Raw genomic sequence first — 19,929 nt, 5'->3', positions numbered from 1 at the left:
TTGATGTAAAACGCTAATCACTAAGCGTAGAAAACCCCGCTCAACAACCGTTGAGCGGGGTTTTTAGTGAGTGCGAGGTAGCTAAATAAACTGACTCAGTTAATCGGTCAGATTATCAACGATCTTCAGCACCGGCGCCGCTTGGTTAAGCGTGTAGAAGTGTAGACCTGGCGCTCCGCCATCCAGTAGGCGCTGGCAAAGCCGGCTCACCACATCGGTGCCAAAGGCAGCAATCGCTTCGCTGTCGTCGCCGTAGGACTCTAGCTGCTTACGGATCCAACGCGGAATCTCAGCACCGCAGGCGTCAGAGAAACGCGCCAGCTTGGTATAGTTGGTAATCGGCATGATGCCGGGAATAATCGGCTGCTCAACGCCCAGCGAGCGGGCTTTATCGACGAAGTTAAAATAGGCATCGGCAGTAAAAAAGTACTGGGTAATCGCCATATTGGCCCCCGCCTTCATTTTACGCGCGAAGTTTTCCACATCCTTATCAAGGTTGGGCGCCTGTGGATGAGATTCAGGATAGGCCGCCACGGCAATATCAAAGTGGTCACCGGTTTCTTCACGAATAAACTCAACCAATTCATTGGCATAGCGTAGCTCGCCAATGCTTCCCATACCCGAGGGCATATCGCCCCGCAGCGCAACCAAACTATCTACGCCCTCCTCGCGGTACTGCGCCAACAGGTCACGCAACTGCGCTTTTTCACTGCCGATGCAGGAAAGGTGCGGGGCGGTCGTGATGCCGCTCTCGCTAACCTCACGCACGACCTGACGGGTACGCGCCTGGGTCGAACCACCTGCACCGTAAGTCACCGAAAAAAAGCGCGGATTGCGGGCGGCCAGTTCATCGCGAACGTGGATCAGCTTGTCGCGCCCGGCATCGGTACTGGGCGGAAAGAATTCAAAGCTGATACCTAGCGGATGCTCGTGGCTGCTCATGGGGCTTCCTTATTAGTGATTAATAATAATGATGTTTTGGGGTATTCTCGCTGTTCCATCGCTTTGAGGCTAATGAAAGATTCCACGCTTGGCCTTTAATTCGGCTCATGTTAGCCGTTCATACTATTTTATCGGGAGCCGTTATGGATTTAGCACCCAGCGCCTTAATGGGGCCACTGCTGATGCTACTGGGGTATGTCGGGCTAGGCTGGATAGCCGCCCGGCGCTTAACAATAGACCCTCGCCCAATTGCGACGCTGCTGGTGTACCTGATAGCCCCCTTTACGATTTTTCGCGCACTGATGAACGGCGGCCCAACACCTGGCTACCTTTTGCTCACATTAGCGCTATTCATTCTAGCGAGCCTGATGGCACTGGTAGTACAACGCATCACGCGCCACCGCTTTGGTGAGCAGGAAGCCGCGCTGCTGGCATTCTCCTCGGGAACCGGCAATACCGGCTATTTTGGCCTGCCGATTGCATTGATTTTGCTGCCCCCCGAAGGTGTCACCCTTTACCTGTTCTGTATGCTGGGGATTAATATTTATGAATTTACCGTGGGCTTTTACCTCAGCGCACGTGGGCGTTTTTCGGTGCGCGAAAGCTTGATCAAAATTTCTCGCTTACCGCTTATCTATGCATTCCTGTTAGCGTTACTGCTTAGCACTCTTGAAGTCACTGTTCCCGCTGCGGTCATGAGTTCGCTGTCAGTGTTCCCTGCCACCTATACGCTGCTGGGAATGATGATTATTGGTATGACGCTTAGCCAAGTGACGCTTTCCGCCTGGGATACGCGCTTTGTGGCCGCCTGTTTAGGACTACGCTACCTGATGTGGCCATTGGTCATGCTAGCGGCCGTTTTGCTACTTCAGTGGGTCGCGCCACTTTCCACGGAGCTGGCATTAGCGCTGCTGCTATTGGGCGTGGTTCCCATGGCCTCCAATGTGGTGGTGGTCGCCATGGAGCTGGGCATTCAGCCGCAAAAAGGTGCGTTAGCGGTGCTGGTGACGACACTGCTTGCACCGCTGCTGATTCCGCTTTATCTCGGTTTAATGCTGCGCCTCACTGGACTTGGTTAGTGCTTGAGCTAATGGATAGACTCGTTAAAAACCAGCAACCCCCGCTTGGTTAAGCTGTGCGGCCATGCGCTGCACTTCCGGGTGACTGAAAAACGCTACTAGCGCCTCAGCACGCACCGGGCCAACGCCTGGAACGGCTTGCCACTGTTCACGCTGGTAGCCCGCTAGATCATTCCAATCACCGCGTACCGCCTCACTCCCCGGCGGCGCCCCCAGCGCACTTAGCCAAGCCGCAAACGGCTGACTACGGGCGACTTGAAATTGCTCGATTAGCGAGTCGGCGGTGGCCTCACCAATGCCGTAAGCCTGTTGCAGCTGGCGGGGTTCAACGTCCAGCCAGTCGAGTAACTGCGTGACGACACCCGCTTCCATCAGCGCCTGCCAGGTACCTTCCCCTACCCCCTGAATGCCTAGCTGCTCGCCCAGGTAAGTAAGCCGCGCCAGCAACTGGCTATCGCAACCGGAAGTTAACTCAAAACAGCTCAACAGGTGGTAGCGCTGGGGGGACGGCGGGGTCAGCGGCGAGCGCTCTTGAGTATGCCAGACCACCTCGCTTAACTGGGGGATCGTTAGCCCCGCTAGCGAAATCGCCACTTGGTCGCCGGGACGAACATCCAGTGATTCCCAGCGCTCCAAGGAGCCTAATGAAACACGGCTAATGCGCCGCCCTTCCAACAGGACTGGGTTAAGCCATACCAGCGGCGTTACTCGCCCGGTGCGCCCGATGCGAAACTCGATGCCGCGCACTTCCGCCAGCGCCTGCTGGGCCGGGTATTTCCACGCAATGGCCCACTCCGGCGGCGACGATGACCAGCGCCTTATGCCGGGGCGTTCAGCCTGTTTAATCACCACGCCATCGGTGGCAAACGGCAGCGGGCCGTTGAACCAGGTATCGCGCCAGTAAGCGGCATCACGGCGTTCATCCAACGGATAGGTGTAGTCGGCGGTATCAAAGCCCAGCGCACTCAGTTGGGCTAAGCGGTTTTCCATCCCGGGCGGGCCGTCAGGCCAGCCCCAGACAAACAGGCCAATACGCTCAAGGGTAGCCGCGTCAGGCGAAGACTGCGCCATGGCACCTGCCACGGCGCCCCGGGCACCAGAAGAGGGTGAGCGCGACTGAACGTGCTCGTCCAAACGCCAATACAACTCGCCTTGGAGTAGCGCAGAAACCGGTTCGGGCAACGTATTGGGAACGGCAGGCAACTGTCGGGCACGGGCTGTCCAATCCTGGCCCCGCTCACCGTCGCCGCGGCTAACGGCTTCGACCATCTCGCCATCAGCATAGCGTAGGGTAATCGCCACACCGTCGACTTTGGGCTGAATCCACAGATCTTCCCGGCGACTGGTAAAGCGCCTGATGCCTTCGTCATCGGCTTTATTGAGGCCGCGCTGTGCCGCCGGGTGCTCCAGGGTGCCGTTACTGCTGGTCACCCGAGTCAGCGGGCGATGATCGGGCACATTGCCCAGGCAGCGCTGCCAAGTGGTTAGGCGCTCTACCGCTTGGTCGTAAAGGGCATCATTGATCAGCGCAACACCCTCGTCGTGGTAAGCAGTGTCCCAGCGCCGTACCTGCTCGGCCAGCGCCTGGCTTTCGCGGTTTAAACGCTCTTCCGGCCAATCGGGGCACTCCTCTCCCTGCGCTGTCAGCGCCATGGTTAACAGAATACCCAGCCACCCCACTTTCAAGATCCTTCGCCAGCCCTGCATACCCATCCTCATATGATGACAAGGAAAAGACACGGCGCTTGCACCAGCCCCATTAAGTTTAATTTACCTTAAACTGGCCATGATGCAATGCGGGAAATAAGGATTGGCGTGTCATCGCCTAGCGCACAAACTGAATATGCGGCCGAGCATGGTGGGGCGAGGTCTCCACATGGGCGTCTACCGAGAAGACATCACGAAGCAGCCGTTGGGTCAGCACCTCTTCAGGAGCACCGGAGGCAACGATCCTGCCCGCCTGCATGACCAGCAGTCGATCACAATACATAGCGGCGTGGTTGAGGTCGTGGAGTGCCATGATACTGGTCATCGGCAGGCTGGAGACCAGCCGCAACAGGTTGATCTGATGCTGCACATCCAAATGGTTGGTGGGTTCGTCAAGAATGAGCTCTTTGGGTGACTGGGCCAGGGCCCGCGCAACATGGGTGCGCTGTTTCTCACCGCCGGACAGGCTATGCCAGGCATCATCACGCTTTGCGCTCATCCCGGTACGCTCCAGCGCCTCGTTGACCGCCGTATCGTCCTCGCGCGTCCAGCCCGATAGCATCGAACGGTGCGGGAAGCGGCCAAGCTTGACCACATCGATCACCTTGAGGTTGGCATTGGTAGTGGCGTGCTGTTCGATGAAGGCGACTCGCTGGGCAATGGCCCGGCGGCGAAAGGACGAAAGCTCTTGCCCATCCAGCATGACCCGTCCAGCATGCGGTCGCTTCAGCCTGGCCAGCAGCCGTAACAACGAGGTTTTACCAGAGCCATTGGGGCCCAGCACGCCCAGTAGCTTACCCGGTTCGGCTTCGAAGGAGACACCATCGATCACCGTCTTGGTGCCGATTTTCCAGATCAGATTCTCGGCCTTGATGCTCATGATGCGCGCTGTAATCGGTAAAGAATGACAGAGAAGAAGGGCACGCCCACCAGCGCCGTGACCACGCCGATCGGCAGGGATTGCTGCGGAATCAACACGCGAGAGGCGATATCCGCTACCACCATGAAGATCGCTCCCACGATGGCACAGGCAGGCAGCAAGACGGCGTGGCGTGGGCCCACCACGAAACGCGCCGCGTGGGGAACCACTAGGCCAACGAAGCCAATGGTGCCGACCATGCTGACGATGGTGGCCGTTATAACAGCCGTTAGCGCAAACAGGATGATCCGCGTTTGTGCGACATTGACCCCCAACGAGGCTGCCGCTTCGTCACCAAAGGCAAACGCATCCAATACCCGTGCGTAGCACAGACACGCCACCAGCCCGAGGCCCACGACCGCCAAGGCCAGATAGAACTCAGGCCAGCGCACACCGCCAAAGCTACCGAGCAGCCAAAACATCACATCCCGCGCCTGCTGTGCATTACCCGCCGTCGTGACGATATAGGAGGTCACGGCGTTGAACAGCTGCGATGCCGCGACCCCAGCCAAAATGGTGCGGTCGGCCCCGCCGCGCGCACCGTTCGACAGCAGTGCCACAAACAGAAAAGCGGCAAAAGCGCCGATAAAGGCCCCCGATGAAAGGGATACCACGCCAGCGCCGAGCCCCAGAATGACGATCAGAACTGCCCCTGTCGATGCACCGGCAGAAATCCCCAGCACATACGGCTCGGCCAGAGGGTTACGCAGAATCGACTGCATGATAGCCCCGGCCAACGCCAGTCCGGCACCACACAATGCCGCCACCAGCGCCCGGCTCAAACGGTAATCCCAGATAATGGTTTCGTGGATGCGATTGAGCTCGAAGGAGGTCCAGCCGAGCTTGTTGGTGATCACCGCATAGGTCGTAGAAAGCGGGATCGGCATATCGCCGATCCCGACACTGATGCCCACCACCAAACCAATGATTAGCAGTGATGCCAACAGCAGCCCAGCCTCCCCTGCCAGGCGCGGCAATCGCTCGATGGCCTGCGGCATGCTCACCGTCACACTCATCTCAGACCCAGCGTCTCAAGCTGTTCGGCCACCTGTTCGGCGCCAAAAATCGTCCTGAGCGTTGGGTTCATCGCTTGACCGTCCATGACCACGATGGCCCCGTTCTTGACCGCTCTCATCTCACGTGTCGCCGTATCCGAGTTGAGGAACTCGATCTTCGCGTCGGCGTCGTCGAGCTCCCAACGGTCACGCTCGACGCGGGATACCACGATCACATCCGGGTCAGTAGCGATGATGCTTTCCCAGCCTAGCGTCGGCCACTCCGCCTCGGACTCGATGGCATTGGTGCCACCCAATACGTCGGCGATAAAGCCGGATGCGCTGTACTTTCCGCCCAGGTGGGCATCCGCCGCAGGAGAGGAACTGGAGAACCAGAACAGATAGGAAAGCGGCTCATCACTGTCTGGGGACGCTGCGCGCAGCGCGGCCTCACGCTGCTTCAGGTCGTCGATCAAGGCGTCGCCACGATCATTCACATCGAAAATCCGGGCGAGGTCTTCGATCTCTTGATACAAGGCGTCCATATTCCAGAGCTGGGCGCGATCGCCGTAGCCGTACTTGTCCTTGGCCATGCCTTCAGCGACGCAGGTACCGGGCGACAGGTAGGTCGGTATGCCCATCTTACTGAAGTCGTCGCGAGTGGCCACCCGGCTGGATTCACCCAGCAGGCTGGGAAGCGCCGCAGCTACGAAATCCGGCTGTTCGGCCAGAATCGATTCGAAGGTAGGGAACTCCACCGTCAGCACTTTCACCTGGTCGTTTGCATCGGCCAGTTGAGGCAAGACGCTGTTGGGCCAGAAGGCCGTGCCCGCCATTCTGTCTTCCAGGCCGAGCATCAGCATCAGCTCAGCGCTGTTTTGACCGAGGCCAACCGCCCGCTCAGGCGCCTGTTCGAAGGTCACTTCTACCCCGCAGTTGTTCAGCGTCAAGGGGTATTGCGTGTCGCCCGCCAGAGCCGAGGACGAAGCCAGGCCCAGCAGGGTGCAGAATCCGGTCACAGCAAGAAGACGTGTCATGGAGCACCCATCACTATTGGTAGAGGTGTAACGTTTACATCGGCTAATCGTCCAGCGCCTGCACTGATCAGATAACGATAGCACTGATACGTATTTACCAGCGGGCGCAATATAATCGAAAACCATTCTCATCGCAACCTCCGTCCATGCGCGCCCCAATAAAAACGCCCCCTGGCATTGAGCAGGAGGCGCTGAGGGTTAGCATAAGGCGGCTAAGCGCTTACAAACCGGCGGCCTTACGCAGCGCGTCGACTTTATCGATCTTTTCCCACGGGAAGGCGGTAAAGGTTTCGGTATGCGATTGGCCTTTATCGTCACTCCAGGTATAGCTGTGCTCGAACGGCGCCCGGCCGAAGTGGCCATAAGCGGCGGTAAGCTGGTACATCGGGTGCAGCAAATCAAGCATTTTGGTGATCGCGTAGGGGCGCAGATCAAAGTGCTCGCGAACCAGCGCCACAATCTTGGCGTCATCAATTTTACCGGTGCCGAAAGTGTCGATGGAGACCGAGGTCGGCTCGGCAACACCAATCGCGTAGGAGACCTGAATCTCACACTTGTCAGCCAAGCCTGAGGCAACCACGTTTTTGGCCACATAGCGACCCGCATAGGCGGCGCTGCGGTCAACTTTCGAGGGGTCTTTGCCCGAGAACGCGCCGCCACCATGACGTGCCATGCCACCGTAGGTATCGACGATAATTTTACGGCCAGTGAGTCCGCAGTCGCCGACAGGGCCGCCAATCACGAACTTACCGGTCGGGTTGATATGGTACTGGGTGCGGTCATCCAACCACTCGGCGGGAATCACTTGCTCAATGACCTCGCGCTTGATCATTTTGCGCAGATCTTCCTGGTCGATCTCCGGGTCATGCTGGGTAGACAGAACGATGGCATCGACACCGCAAGGCTGGCCTTCGGCGTTATAGCGGAAGGTGACCTGACTTTTAGCATCCGGGCGCAGCCACGGCAGTAGACCATTTTTACGCAGTTCGGCCTGACGCTCGACTAATCGGTGTGAGTAGTGGATCGGTGCAGGCATAAACGAATCAGTCTCGTTCGTTGCGTAGCCAAACATCAGACCCTGGTCGCCAGCACCCTGATCTTCCGGTTTGCTGCGATCAACGCCCTGAGCGATATCGACACTCTGTTTACCGATCAGGTTAACCACGCCGCAGGTTGCGCCATCAAAGCCTACATCAGACGAGTTATAGCCGATATTGGTGATTACATCGCGCACGAGGGTTTCTAGATCAACCCAGGCGGAGGTGGTAATTTCGCCGGCAATGATCGCCACCCCGGTTTTCACCATGGTTTCACAGGCAACACGGGCCTGTTTATCACGGGCGATAATGGCATCTAACACCGCGTCAGAAATCTGATCGGCAATCTTATCGGGATGACCTTCGGAGACAGACTCGGAGGTAAACAGGGAATATTCGCTCATCGCGCACTCGACCCTCTGTATGACGGCTGTAGGTAACCCACAGCATCAGCAGGAAATCATGGCAGGTGTCCCCTGCCCATATTAGCGAAGTAATGACGTTCTTCATTACTTCGGGAGGCAGAGTCTACACGCTGTAGGCGATGCTTCCCAGAACGAGATCCCCACAATTTGCCATCGCATTTGCCGCAACATGGGAAGTCAGCGACAATAGTGCCTTTATAATTTCTGTTTTCAGGCGAGGAGCACCCCCATGCCGTCCCGTTTTGAGTTAGCCAATGCCATTCGCGCCCTCTCCATGGATGCCGTTCAGAAGGCCAAGTCCGGCCACCCTGGCGCCCCCATGGGAATGGCTGATATCGCCGAGGTGCTATGGAATGACTACCTCAAGCACAACCCCGAAGACCCCAAGTGGGCCGATCGTGACCGCTTTGTGCTCTCCAATGGCCATGGCTCCATGCTGCTTTACTCGCTGCTCCACCTCAGCGGCTACGAGCTAAGCCTGGAGCAGCTACAAAATTTCCGCCAGTTGCATTCGCCCACCGCCGGCCACCCGGAATTTGGCTATGCACCGGGTATCGAGACCACCACCGGCCCGCTGGGTCAAGGTTTTGCCAACGCAGTGGGCTTTGCCATTGCCGAAAAAACCCTGGCGGCGCAGTTCAATCGCCCCGGTCACACCATCGTCGATCACCACACTTGGTGTTTCCTGGGTGACGGCTGCTTGATGGAAGGCATTTCCCACGAAGCCGCCTCGCTAGCCGGTACCCAGCAGTTGGGTAAGTTGATTGCCCTGTATGACGATAACGGCATCTCTATCGATGGCGAAGTGGAAGGCTGGTTTACCGACGATACCGCCAAGCGTTTTGAAGCTTACGGCTGGCACGTGGTGCCCAATGTGGATGGCCACAAGCCTGAAGAGGTGAAAGCCGCTATCGAGCTGGCCAAGAGCCACGGCGATAAGCCGAGCCTGATCATCTGCAAGACCATCATTGGCTTTGGTGCGCCCAACAAGCAGGGCAAAGAGGACGCCCACGGTGCCCCCTTAGGCGACGACGAAGTGGCCCTGGCACGCACCCAACTCGACTGGCCCCACGCCCCCTTCCATATCCCTGAGCCGATCTACTCGGCCTGGGATGCTCGCGATGCGGGCAAAGCGGCGCAGCAGGCGTGGGAAGAGCGTTTTGCCCGCTACAAAGAGGCCTTCCCCACGGAAGCGCGGGAATTCACCCGCCGCATGAAGCGCCAACTGCCGACGGAACTGCCTACTGAGGCCTTGATTGAGCAGGCCCAAGAGCGCGGCGAGACCATTGCTTCACGCAAAGCCTCCTTTGAAGTGTTGAACGCCATTGGCCCGAAAATGCCGGAACTGCTGGGCGGTAGCGCCGACTTGGCGCCGTCTAATCTGACCTTTTGGAAAGGCGCCAAAGCGATTACCCCGGAAGACGCCAGCGGCAACTACCTGCATTACGGCGTGCGTGAGTTCGGCATGGGCGCGGTCATGAACGGCATCGCCCTGCACGGAGGCCTGGTACCTTACGGCGCGACCTTCCTGATCTTTATGGAGTACATGCGTAACTCGATTCGCATGGCAGCGTTGATGGGCCAGCAAGCCATCTATGTGTTTACCCACGACTCCATCGGTCTGGGCGAAGATGGCCCGACCCACCAGCCGATTGAACAGTTGACCAGCCTGCGCACCACGCCGAACCTGAACACCTGGCGCCCCTGCGATGCGGTGGAAACCGCAGCGGCCTGGGATGCGGCGATCAAACGTCACTCTGGCCCCACGGCGTTGGTACTGTCACGCCAGAACCTGCCCCATCAGCAGCGCACCAAAGCGCAGCTGGCATCGATTCAGAACGGGGCGTATGTCCTAAAAGATAGCGCAGGAACGCCCGAGCTGATTCTGATCGCCACCGGTTCAGAAGTCGCCCTGGCCATGGACGCCGCCGCCGAGCTGGAGCAGCAGGGTAAGGCCGTACGTGTGGTCTCGATGCCCTCGGCCTACCGCTTTAACGGCCAGGACGCGGAGTACCGCGAAAGCGTACTGCCCAAGGCGGTCACCAAGCGTATTGCTATCGAAGCCGCTCACGCCGACTACTGGTACAAGTATGTGGGCCTGGACGGCCGCGTGATCGGCATGACCACCTACGGCGAATCGGCCCCGGCAGGCGATCTGTTCAAGCACTTCGGCTTTACCGTCGAGAACGTGGTCAAGCAAGCCAACGAACTACTCGGCTAAGCCATGCCTGCACTCAGTGGCTTGCTATGGCTGATTAGCTACTGGCTGATCGGTGAAGTGGTGGTCCACTTCACCGGTTTGCCAATATCTTCTGGCGTGATTGGTATGCTGCTCCTCTGCGCGACGCTCGCCGTGCGCGGCCGTGTCCCGAGCAGTATTGCCGCTGCCGCTCAGCCGCTCATTGCACTACTTGCCATGTTGATCATGCCCGGCGTCGTCGGGGTGTTTTTCATTATCGGCGAGCTGGCTGGCCAGTGGAGCGCCATTCTTATTGCCTTAGTGCTGGGTACGCTACTCAGCGTGGTCACTACGCTATGGCTGCTCAAGCGGCTAATCGGGCAACCGCATGCCCACTGAGTCCTCGTTGCTCACTCTATTAACCACCACCCCGCTGTTTGCGGTGGGGTTAACGCTCGCCGCCTATTTGCTTGGCAGCCTTCTGTTTCAGCGCTTAAAGCGACCCTCATGGCTGCCTGCTATCTTGATCGCAGCGCTGCTGCTGGCGGGGGCGTTAGCGCTGATAGGGCTGCCTTACACCACCTACCAGCAGGGAGCCACATGGCTAACGGTGCTATTGGGGCCCGCCACGGTGGCGCTGGGTATGCCGCTTTATCAACAGTTACCGCGGATCGTTGAGCTCTGGCGGCCACTGGCGATTTGTTTACCCATCGCGGCGACACTGGCGGCGTGCTACTCGCTGGCCATTGCCTGGCTACTGGGCAGCTCGGACAATGTACTCGCTTCCATTGCCGCTAAATCGGTGACCGCGCCTATCGCTATCGGCATTACGGAACAGCTCGGTGGCACCACCGCACTGCTATTGGGCGCACTGCTGGTCACCGGGGTGATCACCATTCCCTGCGTGAGCTTGGCAGCGCGCTGGTTAGATATCAAAGATGACCGTTTGATAGGTTTCGCCCTGGGGCTTAACGGCCATGCTATAGGCACGGTAAGAGCGTTTGAGATCAGCCCCACGGCTGGCGCTTTTGCGTCGCTGGGCATGAGCCTCACGGGTATCTTCACCGCGGTACTGCTGCCGCTGGCCTGGCGATTGATAGGCATGGACAGTTGATAGTCGCAAGCAGGCGATAACAGTCGCCCGTTGAAATACGTTATCATCGCAACCAGTTCTAGCCTATTTCGTCAACTTTTTTACTTTTAAGAGCCGCCCTTCTAAATGGCTAATTCTGCCCCCAGGTATCGCATCGCCATTAACGGTTACGGACGCATCGGCCAGTGCGTCTTACGGGCGCTCATTGAGCGGCACCACCCCGAGCTTGAAGTGGTCGCCATTAATGAATTGTCTGACCTGGCGACCATCACCTACCTGACCCGTTACGACACTACCCATGGTCGCTTTCCCGGTGACGTTGATAACGACGGTCAGACCCTTATCATTAACGGCCAGAGCATCCAGGTACTCTGCGAACAAGATCCACGCAAGCTACCCTGGAAGGCGCTTGATGTGGATCTGGTGCTGGAGTGCTCCGGGAGCTTTAAAGATCGCGCCACCGCCGAGCTACACCTGGAGGCTGGCGCTAAGCGGCTACTGTTTTCCCAGCCCGCGGAGAATGACGTCGATGCCACCATTGTGTGGGGCATTAATGAGAACGAGCTGGCGCTGTCCCAGCGCATTCTCTCTGCCGCTTCCTGCACGACCAACTGCCTTGTGCCGCTGCTAACCGTTCTGGATGAAGCCCTCGGTCTTGAACATGGTGTCACCACGACGATTCACTCGGCGATGAACGACCAGCCGGTGATCGATGCCTACCATCAAACAGACCTGCGCCTAACACGCTCGGCGATGCACTCTATTGTGCCGGTGGACACCGGCTTGGCGCTCGGTATTAGCCGCTTGATGCCCAATCTTGCGGGCCGCTTTGAGTGCCTGCACGTACGCGTGCCCACTATCAATGTCTCGGCTATGGACGTAGCGCTCACCGTCAGCCGGGATACCCACCGGGACGATGTCAATGCGCTGCTGTTGGCCGCCAGTCAGCAGCGCTTAAAGGGTGTGTTTGGCTATACTGAAGCTCCCATGGCGTCGGTTGATTTTAATCACGACCCTCGTTCAGGCATCCTGGACGCGACTCAAACCCGGGTCGCTGGCAAACGCCTTATCAAGCTGCTGTGCTGGTTCGACAACGAGTGGGGGTTCGCCAATCGTATGCTCGATATTAGCCAGCGACTGGCCAGGCTTTCGGTACAGACGTAACCTGTTGACAGTCGTTTTTTACATTAGCTGTTTATATTGAGTTCAACGGCATACACACGAGGATACCGCATACATGAACGTGAAAAAGATGACTGACCTTCCCCTCGAAGGGCAACGCGTGCTGATCCGTGAAGATTTGAATGTGCCCATCAAACATGGCCGCGTCTCCAGCGACGCCCGACTGCGGGCCGCGCTGCCGACGATTCAGGCCGCCGTGGAAGCTGGCGCCAAAGTGATGTTGATGAGCCATTTGGGCCGCCCCACCGAAGGCGAACCCGCCGAGGAGTTTTCCCTCGCGCCGGTGGCTGAACATTTGGGTAAACTGTTAGGTCGCTCAGTGCCGCTGGTCAAAGCCTATCTCGGTGAAACAGTCGGCGAAACCCTGGATCTTGCCAATGGCGACGTGGTACTGCTGGAAAACGTGCGCTTTAATAGCGGCGAGAAAAAAGACGATGAGCAGCTGGCAAAACAGTACGCCGCGCTGTGCGATATTTTTGTGATGGATGCGTTTGGCACCGCCCACCGCGCCCAGGCCTCCACCCATGGGGTAGCGCGTTTTGCCCCCAGTGCCTGCGCCGGGCCTTTACTTGCCCAGGAACTCGATGCCCTTGAGAAAGCGCTGGCGCATCCAGCCCGGCCCATGGCTGCCATCGTCGGTGGCTCGAAGGTGTCTACCAAGCTGGATGTACTTACCGCGCTGGCTGATAAATGTGATCAGCTTATCGTCGGCGGCGGTATTGCCAACACCTTTATTGCCGCCGCGGGCTACAATGTGGGCAAATCGCTCCACGAAGCTGATTTGATCGCTCAAGCGAAAGCGCTGATGGAAAAAGTCTCGATTCCACTTCCCACTGACGTTGTCGTGGCTACCGAGTTCTCGGAATCGGCCAAGGCGGTGGTCAAGCCGGTCGATCAAGTGGCTGACAACGAGATGATTCTGGATATCGGCCCAGAGACCGCCGCCCACTTGGCCAGCATGCTCAAAGACGCTGGTACCATCCTCTGGAACGGCCCCGTCGGTGTCTTTGAAATCGATCAGTTTGGTAAAGGCACCCAGGTGATCGCCCAGGCCATCGCCGATAGCGTAGGCTTCTCTATTGCTGGTGGCGGTGACACCTTAGCGGCCATTGATAAATATGCCATTGCGGATCGCGTTTCATATATTTCTACTGGTGGCGGCGCCTTTCTTGAATATGTCGAAGGCAAGCAGTTGCCTGCCGTTGCGGCACTCGAAGCAGCTGCCAAGCGCAGCTAACATAAAGCAACTTGAACCTGGGCGCTCATGGTGCTCGTTCAGACAACCCAATTTACAACGCAAACAGGTACGATAATTTTATGGCTCTGATCAGCATGCGCCAAATGCTCGACCACGCCGCCGAATACGGTTACGGCATTCCGGCGTTTAACGTCAATAACCTTGAGCAGATGCGCGCCATTATGGAGGCAGCAGATGCCACCGACTCACCGGTCATTGTCCAAGCGTCTGCTGGCGCGCGTAAGTATGCGGGCGCGCCTTTCCTGCGCCATCTGATTTTGGCGGCCGTGGAAGAGTTTCCGCATATCCCTGTGGTCATGCACCAGGATCACGGCACCAGTCCTGCGGTCTGCCAGCGCTCTATTCAGCTCGGCTTCTCCTCCGTGATGATGGATGGCTCGCTGGGGGAAGATGGCAAAACGCCCACCGACTACGACTATAACGTCAACGTTACTCGTCGCGCAGTGGAAATGGCGCACGCCTGTGGCGTTTCCGTCGAGGGCGAGCTGGGCTGCCTGGGTAGTCTGGAAACCGGCATGGCCGGTGAAGAAGACGGCATCGGCGCAGAAGGCAAACTGGATATGGAGCAACTGCTTACCGACCCGGAAGAAGCTGCTGAATTTGTTAAAGCCACCCACGTGGATGCGCTGGCGATTGCCATTGGCACCAGCCACGGCGCTTACAAATTTACTAAGCCGCCGACCGGTGACACGCTCTCTATCCAGCGTATTAAAGAGATCCACGCGCGGATTCCGGACACCCATCTGGTCATGCACGGCTCCTCATCTGTTCCTCAGGAGTGGCTGGAAGTGATTAACCAGTATGGCGGCGAGATCCCCGAAACCTACGGCGTTCCCGTCGAAGAGATCGTTGAGGGTATCAAGCACGGCGTACGCAAGGTCAACATTGATACCGACCTGCGTTTAGCCTCTACCGGGGCAGTGCGTCGCTTCCTGGCTGAACACCCGTCTGAATTCGACCCGCGTAAGTTCTTGAAAGAGACCGTTACCGCGATGCGCGATCTGTGTATCGCTCGCTATGAGGCCTTTGGTACGGCGGGCAACGCCAGTAAGATTAAGCCAATAAGCCTGGAGGAGATGTTCCTGCGCTATGAGCGTGGCGAGCTGGCACCCAAGGTAAAATAAGCGCGTCATAGACGCACTTTCGAAAGAGACGACCTCCGGGTCGTCTTTTTTTGGCTAAGAAAATAGATGTTGCAATGCAGCATTGATACGCTAACACTAGTGATGAGATAACGACGTTTCGTATTTCAGCAAGGAGGCCCCAACGCTTATGAAATCGACGACTCCCCTCTTCATGCCCACTAACCCGGTGGCGATGTTCGATATATGGAAAGTTGGCATCATGGCCTTTGAACTATGGTCAACGTCTTTGTCGACGATCGCTATGCGAAACCATTTATGGCAAACACAGCCATTTTTCAGTCCTAAAATGATGCAAGAAAATCAGCGCATGGTCACTGAAAAACTCGAGGCCAGTATGGAAGCTGGCCTCGTTATGCAAAAAGCACTGCTCAATTCAATGAGCGGCAGGCAGGCCCCATGGTGGGTTACCAGCCAGCGCACAATGAAGCCTTATCATCAGCGTAGTAGCGCTAACTCGCGGCGGCTCGCCAAGTAATATTTAGGCACTGACGTTACTCATTATCGTCGGTGCCATCTTCGCCATCTTCGCTATTTTCCTCTTCGCTGCTATGAATAGCGTCTTCCGGGCTGCCGGTGCCACCCGTACCAGCTTCGGGGTTTCGCTCTTCACTCTTGCCAGGCTCTAGCTCTACGTCGGCCTCGCCCTCGCTGGTGGCTACTCCTTCATTTTTCTCTTCTTCCTCCTCCTCTTCACGGGCGCGAGCCTGTTCGTCAGTGTCATCGGAATCGCTGGATGACATATCTTCGTCGCGTTTCACCGACCCCGCTTTAATACCGTACTCCTCTTCAAGTGCTGCATCATCCAGAGGCTCATGCTGCTCATCCTCTGACTCATGGCTATCAGCCAAAACATAGCCTGTCGTCGTTAGCAAAGCAGCGCTGAGCGCAAAAGGTAGCATCCAAGGGGTTAATCGCATTAGGCATTCTCCATGTTGTGTTTACGACTAGATAGTGTATCCCTACCATCTCTTCGGCGCAGCTTGACCATTTCCAACGCTTGCACGACTGCACCAACTGACGCTAGATGGCTTACAACAGAAGCCAGAAAAATGAGTGTAGCCGTTTAAGCTGGCCCAAGAGTCGCGTTCAGGCAAGCAAAAAATAACAAAACAGTGTTCACAAATGACGTAAAATCCCGTTCAATAGCAGTATGGATGGCTTCAACTAACACTGGCAGTGCATAAGCCGCTGCAAGGAACCACAATGCCGCTCCCACTTTTGCTGTTTGACTGTGATGGCACTCTTGTCGATAGCGAACCGCTTCTGGCCGAAGAGATGGCTGCCGGGCTTAATTCAGTAGGCCTACCTTTCGCTGCTACTGACTATCTTGGCGAATTTCGTGGAGCGCGCTTTCGACGTATCGTTGCTGAACTACAACAGCGCTATGGTGAGGTCGACCCTGCCCAGCTTGACCGCATGGAAGCCTCTATGCGAGCCAATCTAGCCACCCGGCTTGGTCAAGAACTGACGACCATACCCGGCGCCCAAGAAGCGCTGGATACCTTGTCGGCTTATCCCAGTGCGGTGGTTTCTAATGGTCCTGAAAGCAAAATTCACACGGCTTTAGAAGCGACCGGGCTTAGCCGCTACTTCGGTAAGCGTTTTTTCAGTGGCTATACCGCCAATTGCTGGAAGCCCGAGCCCTGTCTACATCTGCACGCAGCGAGTATCATGGGCTATTCAGCCCATGACTGTATTGCCATAGACGATGCCTTGGTAGGTGTTCGCGCAGCGCTTCAGGCGGGGATGACGGTGATCCACTTAAACCGTTTCCCCGATGCCGAGACAACGCCTGAAAACGCTATCATGATCAGCAATATGTATCAGCTACCCGCTGTGGTGGAGCGGCTCACGCGTGAGTATTGGCAAACCCCTGTGCCTCAACACTCAATGGGAGGAGGATGATGGCCTCTTTACGAGACCAGCTCGGTGGACTGGTTTACTCCACCGAACATGGCAAAACCTGCCCCACTTGCCGGGAACCACTCGACGCATGCCAATGCGAAGACCTGAGCGAACAGCAGCGGCTGGCGGCACTGGATGGCGTGGTACGCATTCGCCGCGAAACGAGTGGCCGAAAAGGCAAAGGCGTCACCACCGTTAGTGGCATTCCACTGCCTAGCGAAGAGCTTAAAAGCCTGGCAAAAACGCTTAAAAAGCGCTGTGGAACGGGGGGAGCAGTAAAAGAGGGTATCATTGAAATCCAAGGCGACCACCGCGATACCCTGCGTCAAGAGTTAAGCGCGCTCGGCTACCAGGTTAAACTCGCTGGAGGTTAGGCCTCTACACCACTATGACTTATCATCAGGTAAGTCACTACAAAGCAAGGCACTGCAATGGCTTGGCTGGAATACGTGCTACCCCTGATCTTTTTATTCCCCATGGCAGCAATGGCCAGTATTGTCCTTGCGCTGCGCAGCCTGCACGATGCTCGCGTTCACTCCCCCTTCAGCGCCCCCCTTCATGAACCGGGCCAAGCGCTGCGGCATCGCCTTGATAAAGCGTTTTCCAGCCTATTCTTACATGGCGCATTAGGGCCCATTATCAGCCTCGCCCCGCTTGTTTATGGGATGGGGCGCATGTTGTTTGTCGAACGACAAGACTGGGTCGAATGGGCGCTCTATGGCCTGCTCAGCACCCTACTTGTGCTGACATTTTCATTACTGTTGGTACGCGACTATCAGCGTATTCGGCGCTTAAAACTAGGCTTGGCCTGCGATCTCGCCGTTGGTCAAGAGCTGGAGCGCCTAGTCCGCCCTGACGCCCACCCTTACTATGTATTTCATGATGTGCCCACCGATAGCTTCACGATGGACCACGTTGTAGTCACGCCCCACGGGGTGTTTGTGGTCGAGACGCGGGCAAGAACACTCGCCATCGGCAGCGATGGCAATGAGCTCAACACAGTCGCGGTGGAGCACGAGCGGCTACGCTTTCCACACTGGCAAGAGCGTCGCCCACTGCATAAAACACGCCAAGGGGTAAGCTGGCTGACTCACTGGCTAGAGCGTCGCTGCGGCGTGCCCGTGCCCGTAAGAGGCGTACTGGTGCTACCGGGTTGGACAATAGATAATAGCGAAGCCGCTCCGGATATTCTGGTGGTCAGCGGTGATACCCTTGCCAAGCAATTAACCGAGCTAACGCCAGGCGAACTCAATGACGCCATCCATGACAAGGTCATTCATGTTCTACTTGAGCGGGCTCAATTGATGGAGCTTAAGCACCTGAGCCAACCTTCCGTTTAAATGCCGTCTTAATCCCCCCGTAGTCGCCCCCCCATCTCCTGGGCCAAATCCACCGCATAGTGGTCGGTCATCCCACCAATAAAGTCCAGCATCCGCCGATAGCTATCGTAGAGCGGCCATGAAGGCAGCGGCGTATTCTCGCCAATCAGAGCCAGCACACGCTGGTGTTTAAACGATGAGTGCCCTGTGTGATGAAGCTCATGTGCAGCACCAATAAAGGCTTCCAGCAGAATACCCAGCGTCGTATAGGCGCCAATCTCTAGTTTTGCCTTGCGCTCATTCTGAAAAATACGCTCTCGAGCCAACTGTTTCGCCGCCTGCACGCCCCAACCCAGGTCGGGGTGGCACAACTCCAGCAGGTCATCACTAAGCGTGCCGCTCAGCAGAGACTGCTCATGCTGCACAAACACCGTGCCTACTTCATTGACCGCACGCTCCATAGCAGCGCCCCGCAGCAGGGCAATACGGCGACGCTGGGACACGTTACGGGCCTGCATGTCGGCATACTCGGGCGGAAATTCCCCGGCAATCTGGCGCAATATTTCGACAACCTCTTCATAGCGCAGGATGCCCATCTCCAACCCATCCTCCAGATCTAGCAGGGCGTAGCAGATATCATCTGCCGCCTCGACTAACCAAGCCAATGGGTGGCGACACCAGCGCTGTTCGCCTTGGGGCAACAGCCCAACCGCTTCAGCCACCTCTTTGAGCAGCGCCTGCTCCGACTGATATGCGCCAAACTTGCCCGCTCGCCCACCATAACGAACCGTCCAAGGATATTTCAGTAATGCACCCAGCGTGGCCGCAGAAAGCCGCATTCCGCCATTAAACTGGTTATATTCTATCTGGGTAATCACCCGAAACCCCTGGGCGTTACCCTCGTAGGTCAATAGATCTTCGCGCTCAGCGTCTGACAGACCTTCTAACAGACCACTGCTTTGAGCGCGCTGAAACCAATCACGGATTGCATACTCACCCGCATGGCCAAAAGGCGGATTCCCAATGTCATGCCCAAGGCACGCTGTCTGGACAATGACGCCAAGGTCAGCAGGAGTAATCCATTCAGGCAGGCGATCGCGCAGCAACTCACCCACGATCATGCCCAAGGAACGACCTACACAGCCAACTTCTAGTGAGTGAGTTAGGCGAGTATGGATATGATCGTTTTCGGTCAGCGGATGCACCTGGGTCTTGCGCCCAAGGCGTCTAAACGAACCTGAGAAAACTATTCGGTCGTGATCCTTATGAAATGGGCTACGGCCGATTTCACGGGTACTTGTTGAACGTTGATCGTGGAGACGACGTGGGGATAATAGCTGTTCCCAGCGCATCTGAGTCATGGGCATTCCTCCTTGAGGAGTGCATTCTGACATAAAACACCAGAAAACCGCACGTTAGTGTGAGTGGTGAGTGGTGAGTGGTGAGTGGTGAGTGGTGAGTGGTGAGTGGTGAGTGGTGAGTGGTGAGTGGTGAGTGGTGAGTGGTGAGTGGTCAGAGTGTGGCTTTTCTACTCACGATTCACCACTTACGATTTACCAGCCCCCCTCACGCAAAAAAAATCCCCCAAGGCCTCAGCCCTGGGGGATTTTTCATAATAAGTGCCTGACGATGATCCGGCCGGCGCTCCGGGGGGCGGCCTTCCGCCGGTCGGCGCCCCGATACTCTCCATGGGGAGACCCCTTGGTT

The 19,929-nt window shown here is 57.1% G+C and carries 19 protein-coding genes; 11 read left to right on the top strand and 8 right to left on the bottom strand.

What is annotated here, in order from left to right; translation table 11 throughout:
• Positions 1–99: 99 nt before the first annotated feature.
• On the bottom strand, positions 100–942 hold the full coding sequence (gene metF / locus QT231_RS21615; RefSeq protein ID WP_308338859.1) for a methylenetetrahydrofolate reductase [NAD(P)H]: 843 nt from the start codon (positions 940–942) through the stop codon (positions 100–102).
• Between the two features lie 143 nt (positions 943–1,085).
• Between metF and QT231_RS21610 the strand changes: the two genes are divergently transcribed.
• Positions 1,086–2,021 carry an AEC family transporter gene (locus tag QT231_RS21610; protein WP_308338858.1) on the top strand — a complete coding sequence of 312 codons (936 nt, stop codon included), beginning with the start codon at positions 1,086–1,088 and terminating at the stop codon, positions 2,019–2,021.
• Positions 2,022–2,045: 24 nt separating this feature from the next.
• On the opposite strand, the gene ligB is transcribed toward QT231_RS21610, so the two are convergent.
• The 5 genes from ligB to metK form a co-directional block, all read right to left on the bottom strand.
• On the bottom strand, positions 2,046–3,728 hold the full coding sequence (gene ligB, locus QT231_RS21605; RefSeq protein WP_308338857.1) for an NAD-dependent DNA ligase LigB: 1,683 nt from the start codon (positions 3,726–3,728) through the stop codon (positions 2,046–2,048).
• Positions 3,729–3,846: 118 nt separating this feature from the next.
• Positions 3,847–4,608, bottom strand: a complete 762-nt coding sequence (locus QT231_RS21600; protein WP_308338856.1) for an ABC transporter ATP-binding protein — start codon at positions 4,606–4,608, stop codon at positions 3,847–3,849.
• Entirely contained in the window at positions 4,605–5,645 is a 1,041-nt protein-coding gene (locus QT231_RS21595; protein WP_308338871.1) for an iron ABC transporter permease, read from the bottom strand. Before QT231_RS21595 ends, QT231_RS21600 begins: the two co-directional genes overlap by 4 nt.
• 14 nt (positions 5,646–5,659) lie before the next feature.
• A complete protein-coding gene (locus QT231_RS21590; protein WP_308338855.1) occupies positions 5,660–6,679 on the bottom strand; it encodes an ABC transporter substrate-binding protein in 1,020 nt (339 codons plus the stop codon).
• 220 nt (positions 6,680–6,899) lie between these two features.
• Positions 6,900–8,120 carry a methionine adenosyltransferase gene (gene metK / locus QT231_RS21585; RefSeq protein ID WP_308338854.1) on the bottom strand — a complete coding sequence of 407 codons (1,221 nt, stop codon included), beginning with the start codon at positions 8,118–8,120 and terminating at the stop codon, positions 6,900–6,902.
• 250 nt (positions 8,121–8,370) lie between these two features.
• Here metK and tkt point away from each other — a divergent pair, with 250 nt between their 5' ends.
• From tkt to QT231_RS21550, 7 genes are all read left to right on the top strand, one after another.
• Positions 8,371–10,362 (top strand): transketolase, encoded by a 1,992-nt coding sequence (gene tkt / locus QT231_RS21580; protein WP_308338853.1) that lies wholly within the window; start codon positions 8,371–8,373, stop codon positions 10,360–10,362.
• A gap of 3 nt (positions 10,363–10,365) precedes the next feature.
• The gene (locus QT231_RS21575; protein WP_308338852.1) at positions 10,366–10,719 is read left to right on the top strand and encodes a CidA/LrgA family protein; all 354 of its coding nucleotides are present in this window, start codon (positions 10,366–10,368) and stop codon (positions 10,717–10,719) included.
• Complete coding sequence (locus QT231_RS21570) at positions 10,709–11,434, top strand: LrgB family protein (RefSeq protein ID WP_308338851.1); 726 nt, start codon at positions 10,709–10,711, stop codon at positions 11,432–11,434. The genes QT231_RS21575 and QT231_RS21570 overlap by 11 nt, the downstream gene beginning before the upstream one ends.
• Positions 11,435–11,539: 105 nt before the next feature.
• The gene (locus tag QT231_RS21565; RefSeq protein WP_308338850.1) at positions 11,540–12,577 is read left to right on the top strand and encodes a glyceraldehyde 3-phosphate dehydrogenase NAD-binding domain-containing protein; all 1,038 of its coding nucleotides are present in this window, start codon (positions 11,540–11,542) and stop codon (positions 12,575–12,577) included.
• Between the two features lie 73 nt (positions 12,578–12,650).
• Positions 12,651–13,832, top strand: coding sequence for a phosphoglycerate kinase (locus tag QT231_RS21560; protein ID WP_308338849.1), 1,182 nt, complete (start codon positions 12,651–12,653; stop codon positions 13,830–13,832).
• An 80-nt stretch (positions 13,833–13,912) separates the two neighbouring features.
• Positions 13,913–14,977 carry a class II fructose-bisphosphate aldolase gene (fba, locus tag QT231_RS21555; RefSeq protein ID WP_308338848.1) on the top strand — a complete coding sequence of 355 codons (1,065 nt, stop codon included), beginning with the start codon at positions 13,913–13,915 and terminating at the stop codon, positions 14,975–14,977.
• A gap of 148 nt (positions 14,978–15,125) precedes the next feature.
• Positions 15,126–15,473: a hypothetical protein gene (locus QT231_RS21550; RefSeq protein WP_308338847.1), complete on the top strand. Its 348-nt coding sequence runs from the start codon at positions 15,126–15,128 to the stop codon at positions 15,471–15,473.
• Between the two features lie 16 nt (positions 15,474–15,489).
• Here QT231_RS21550 and QT231_RS21545 read toward each other — a convergent pair whose 3' ends face one another.
• Positions 15,490–15,915 (bottom strand): hypothetical protein, encoded by a 426-nt coding sequence (locus tag QT231_RS21545; RefSeq protein WP_308338846.1) that lies wholly within the window; start codon positions 15,913–15,915, stop codon positions 15,490–15,492.
• Between the two features lie 286 nt (positions 15,916–16,201).
• On the opposite strand from QT231_RS21545, the gene QT231_RS21540 reads away from it, so the two are divergent.
• The 3 genes from QT231_RS21540 to QT231_RS21530 are packed head-to-tail and all read left to right on the top strand — an operon-like array spanning position 16,202 to position 18,243.
• Positions 16,202–16,903 (top strand): HAD-IA family hydrolase, encoded by a 702-nt coding sequence (locus QT231_RS21540; RefSeq protein ID WP_308338845.1) that lies wholly within the window; start codon positions 16,202–16,204, stop codon positions 16,901–16,903.
• Positions 16,903–17,277, top strand: coding sequence for a translation initiation factor Sui1 (locus tag QT231_RS21535; RefSeq protein ID WP_308338844.1), 375 nt, complete (start codon positions 16,903–16,905; stop codon positions 17,275–17,277). The genes QT231_RS21540 and QT231_RS21535 overlap by 1 nt, the downstream gene beginning before the upstream one ends.
• A 57-nt stretch (positions 17,278–17,334) precedes the next feature.
• The gene (locus tag QT231_RS21530) at positions 17,335–18,243 is read left to right on the top strand and encodes a nuclease-related domain-containing protein (RefSeq protein WP_308338843.1); all 909 of its coding nucleotides are present in this window, start codon (positions 17,335–17,337) and stop codon (positions 18,241–18,243) included.
• Between the two features lie 8 nt (positions 18,244–18,251).
• On the opposite strand, the gene QT231_RS21525 is transcribed toward QT231_RS21530, so the two are convergent.
• The gene (locus QT231_RS21525; RefSeq protein ID WP_308338842.1) at positions 18,252–19,583 is read right to left on the bottom strand and encodes a deoxyguanosinetriphosphate triphosphohydrolase; all 1,332 of its coding nucleotides are present in this window, start codon (positions 19,581–19,583) and stop codon (positions 18,252–18,254) included.
• Between the last annotated feature and the right edge of the window lie 346 nt (positions 19,584–19,929).

Source organism: Halomonas sp. SpR1, assembly GCF_031010175.1.
Lineage (GTDB): Bacteria > Pseudomonadota > Gammaproteobacteria > Pseudomonadales > Halomonadaceae > Vreelandella.
The sequence above is the reverse complement of the archived record's forward strand: the minus strand, read 5'-3'. Positions and strand labels throughout refer to the sequence as shown.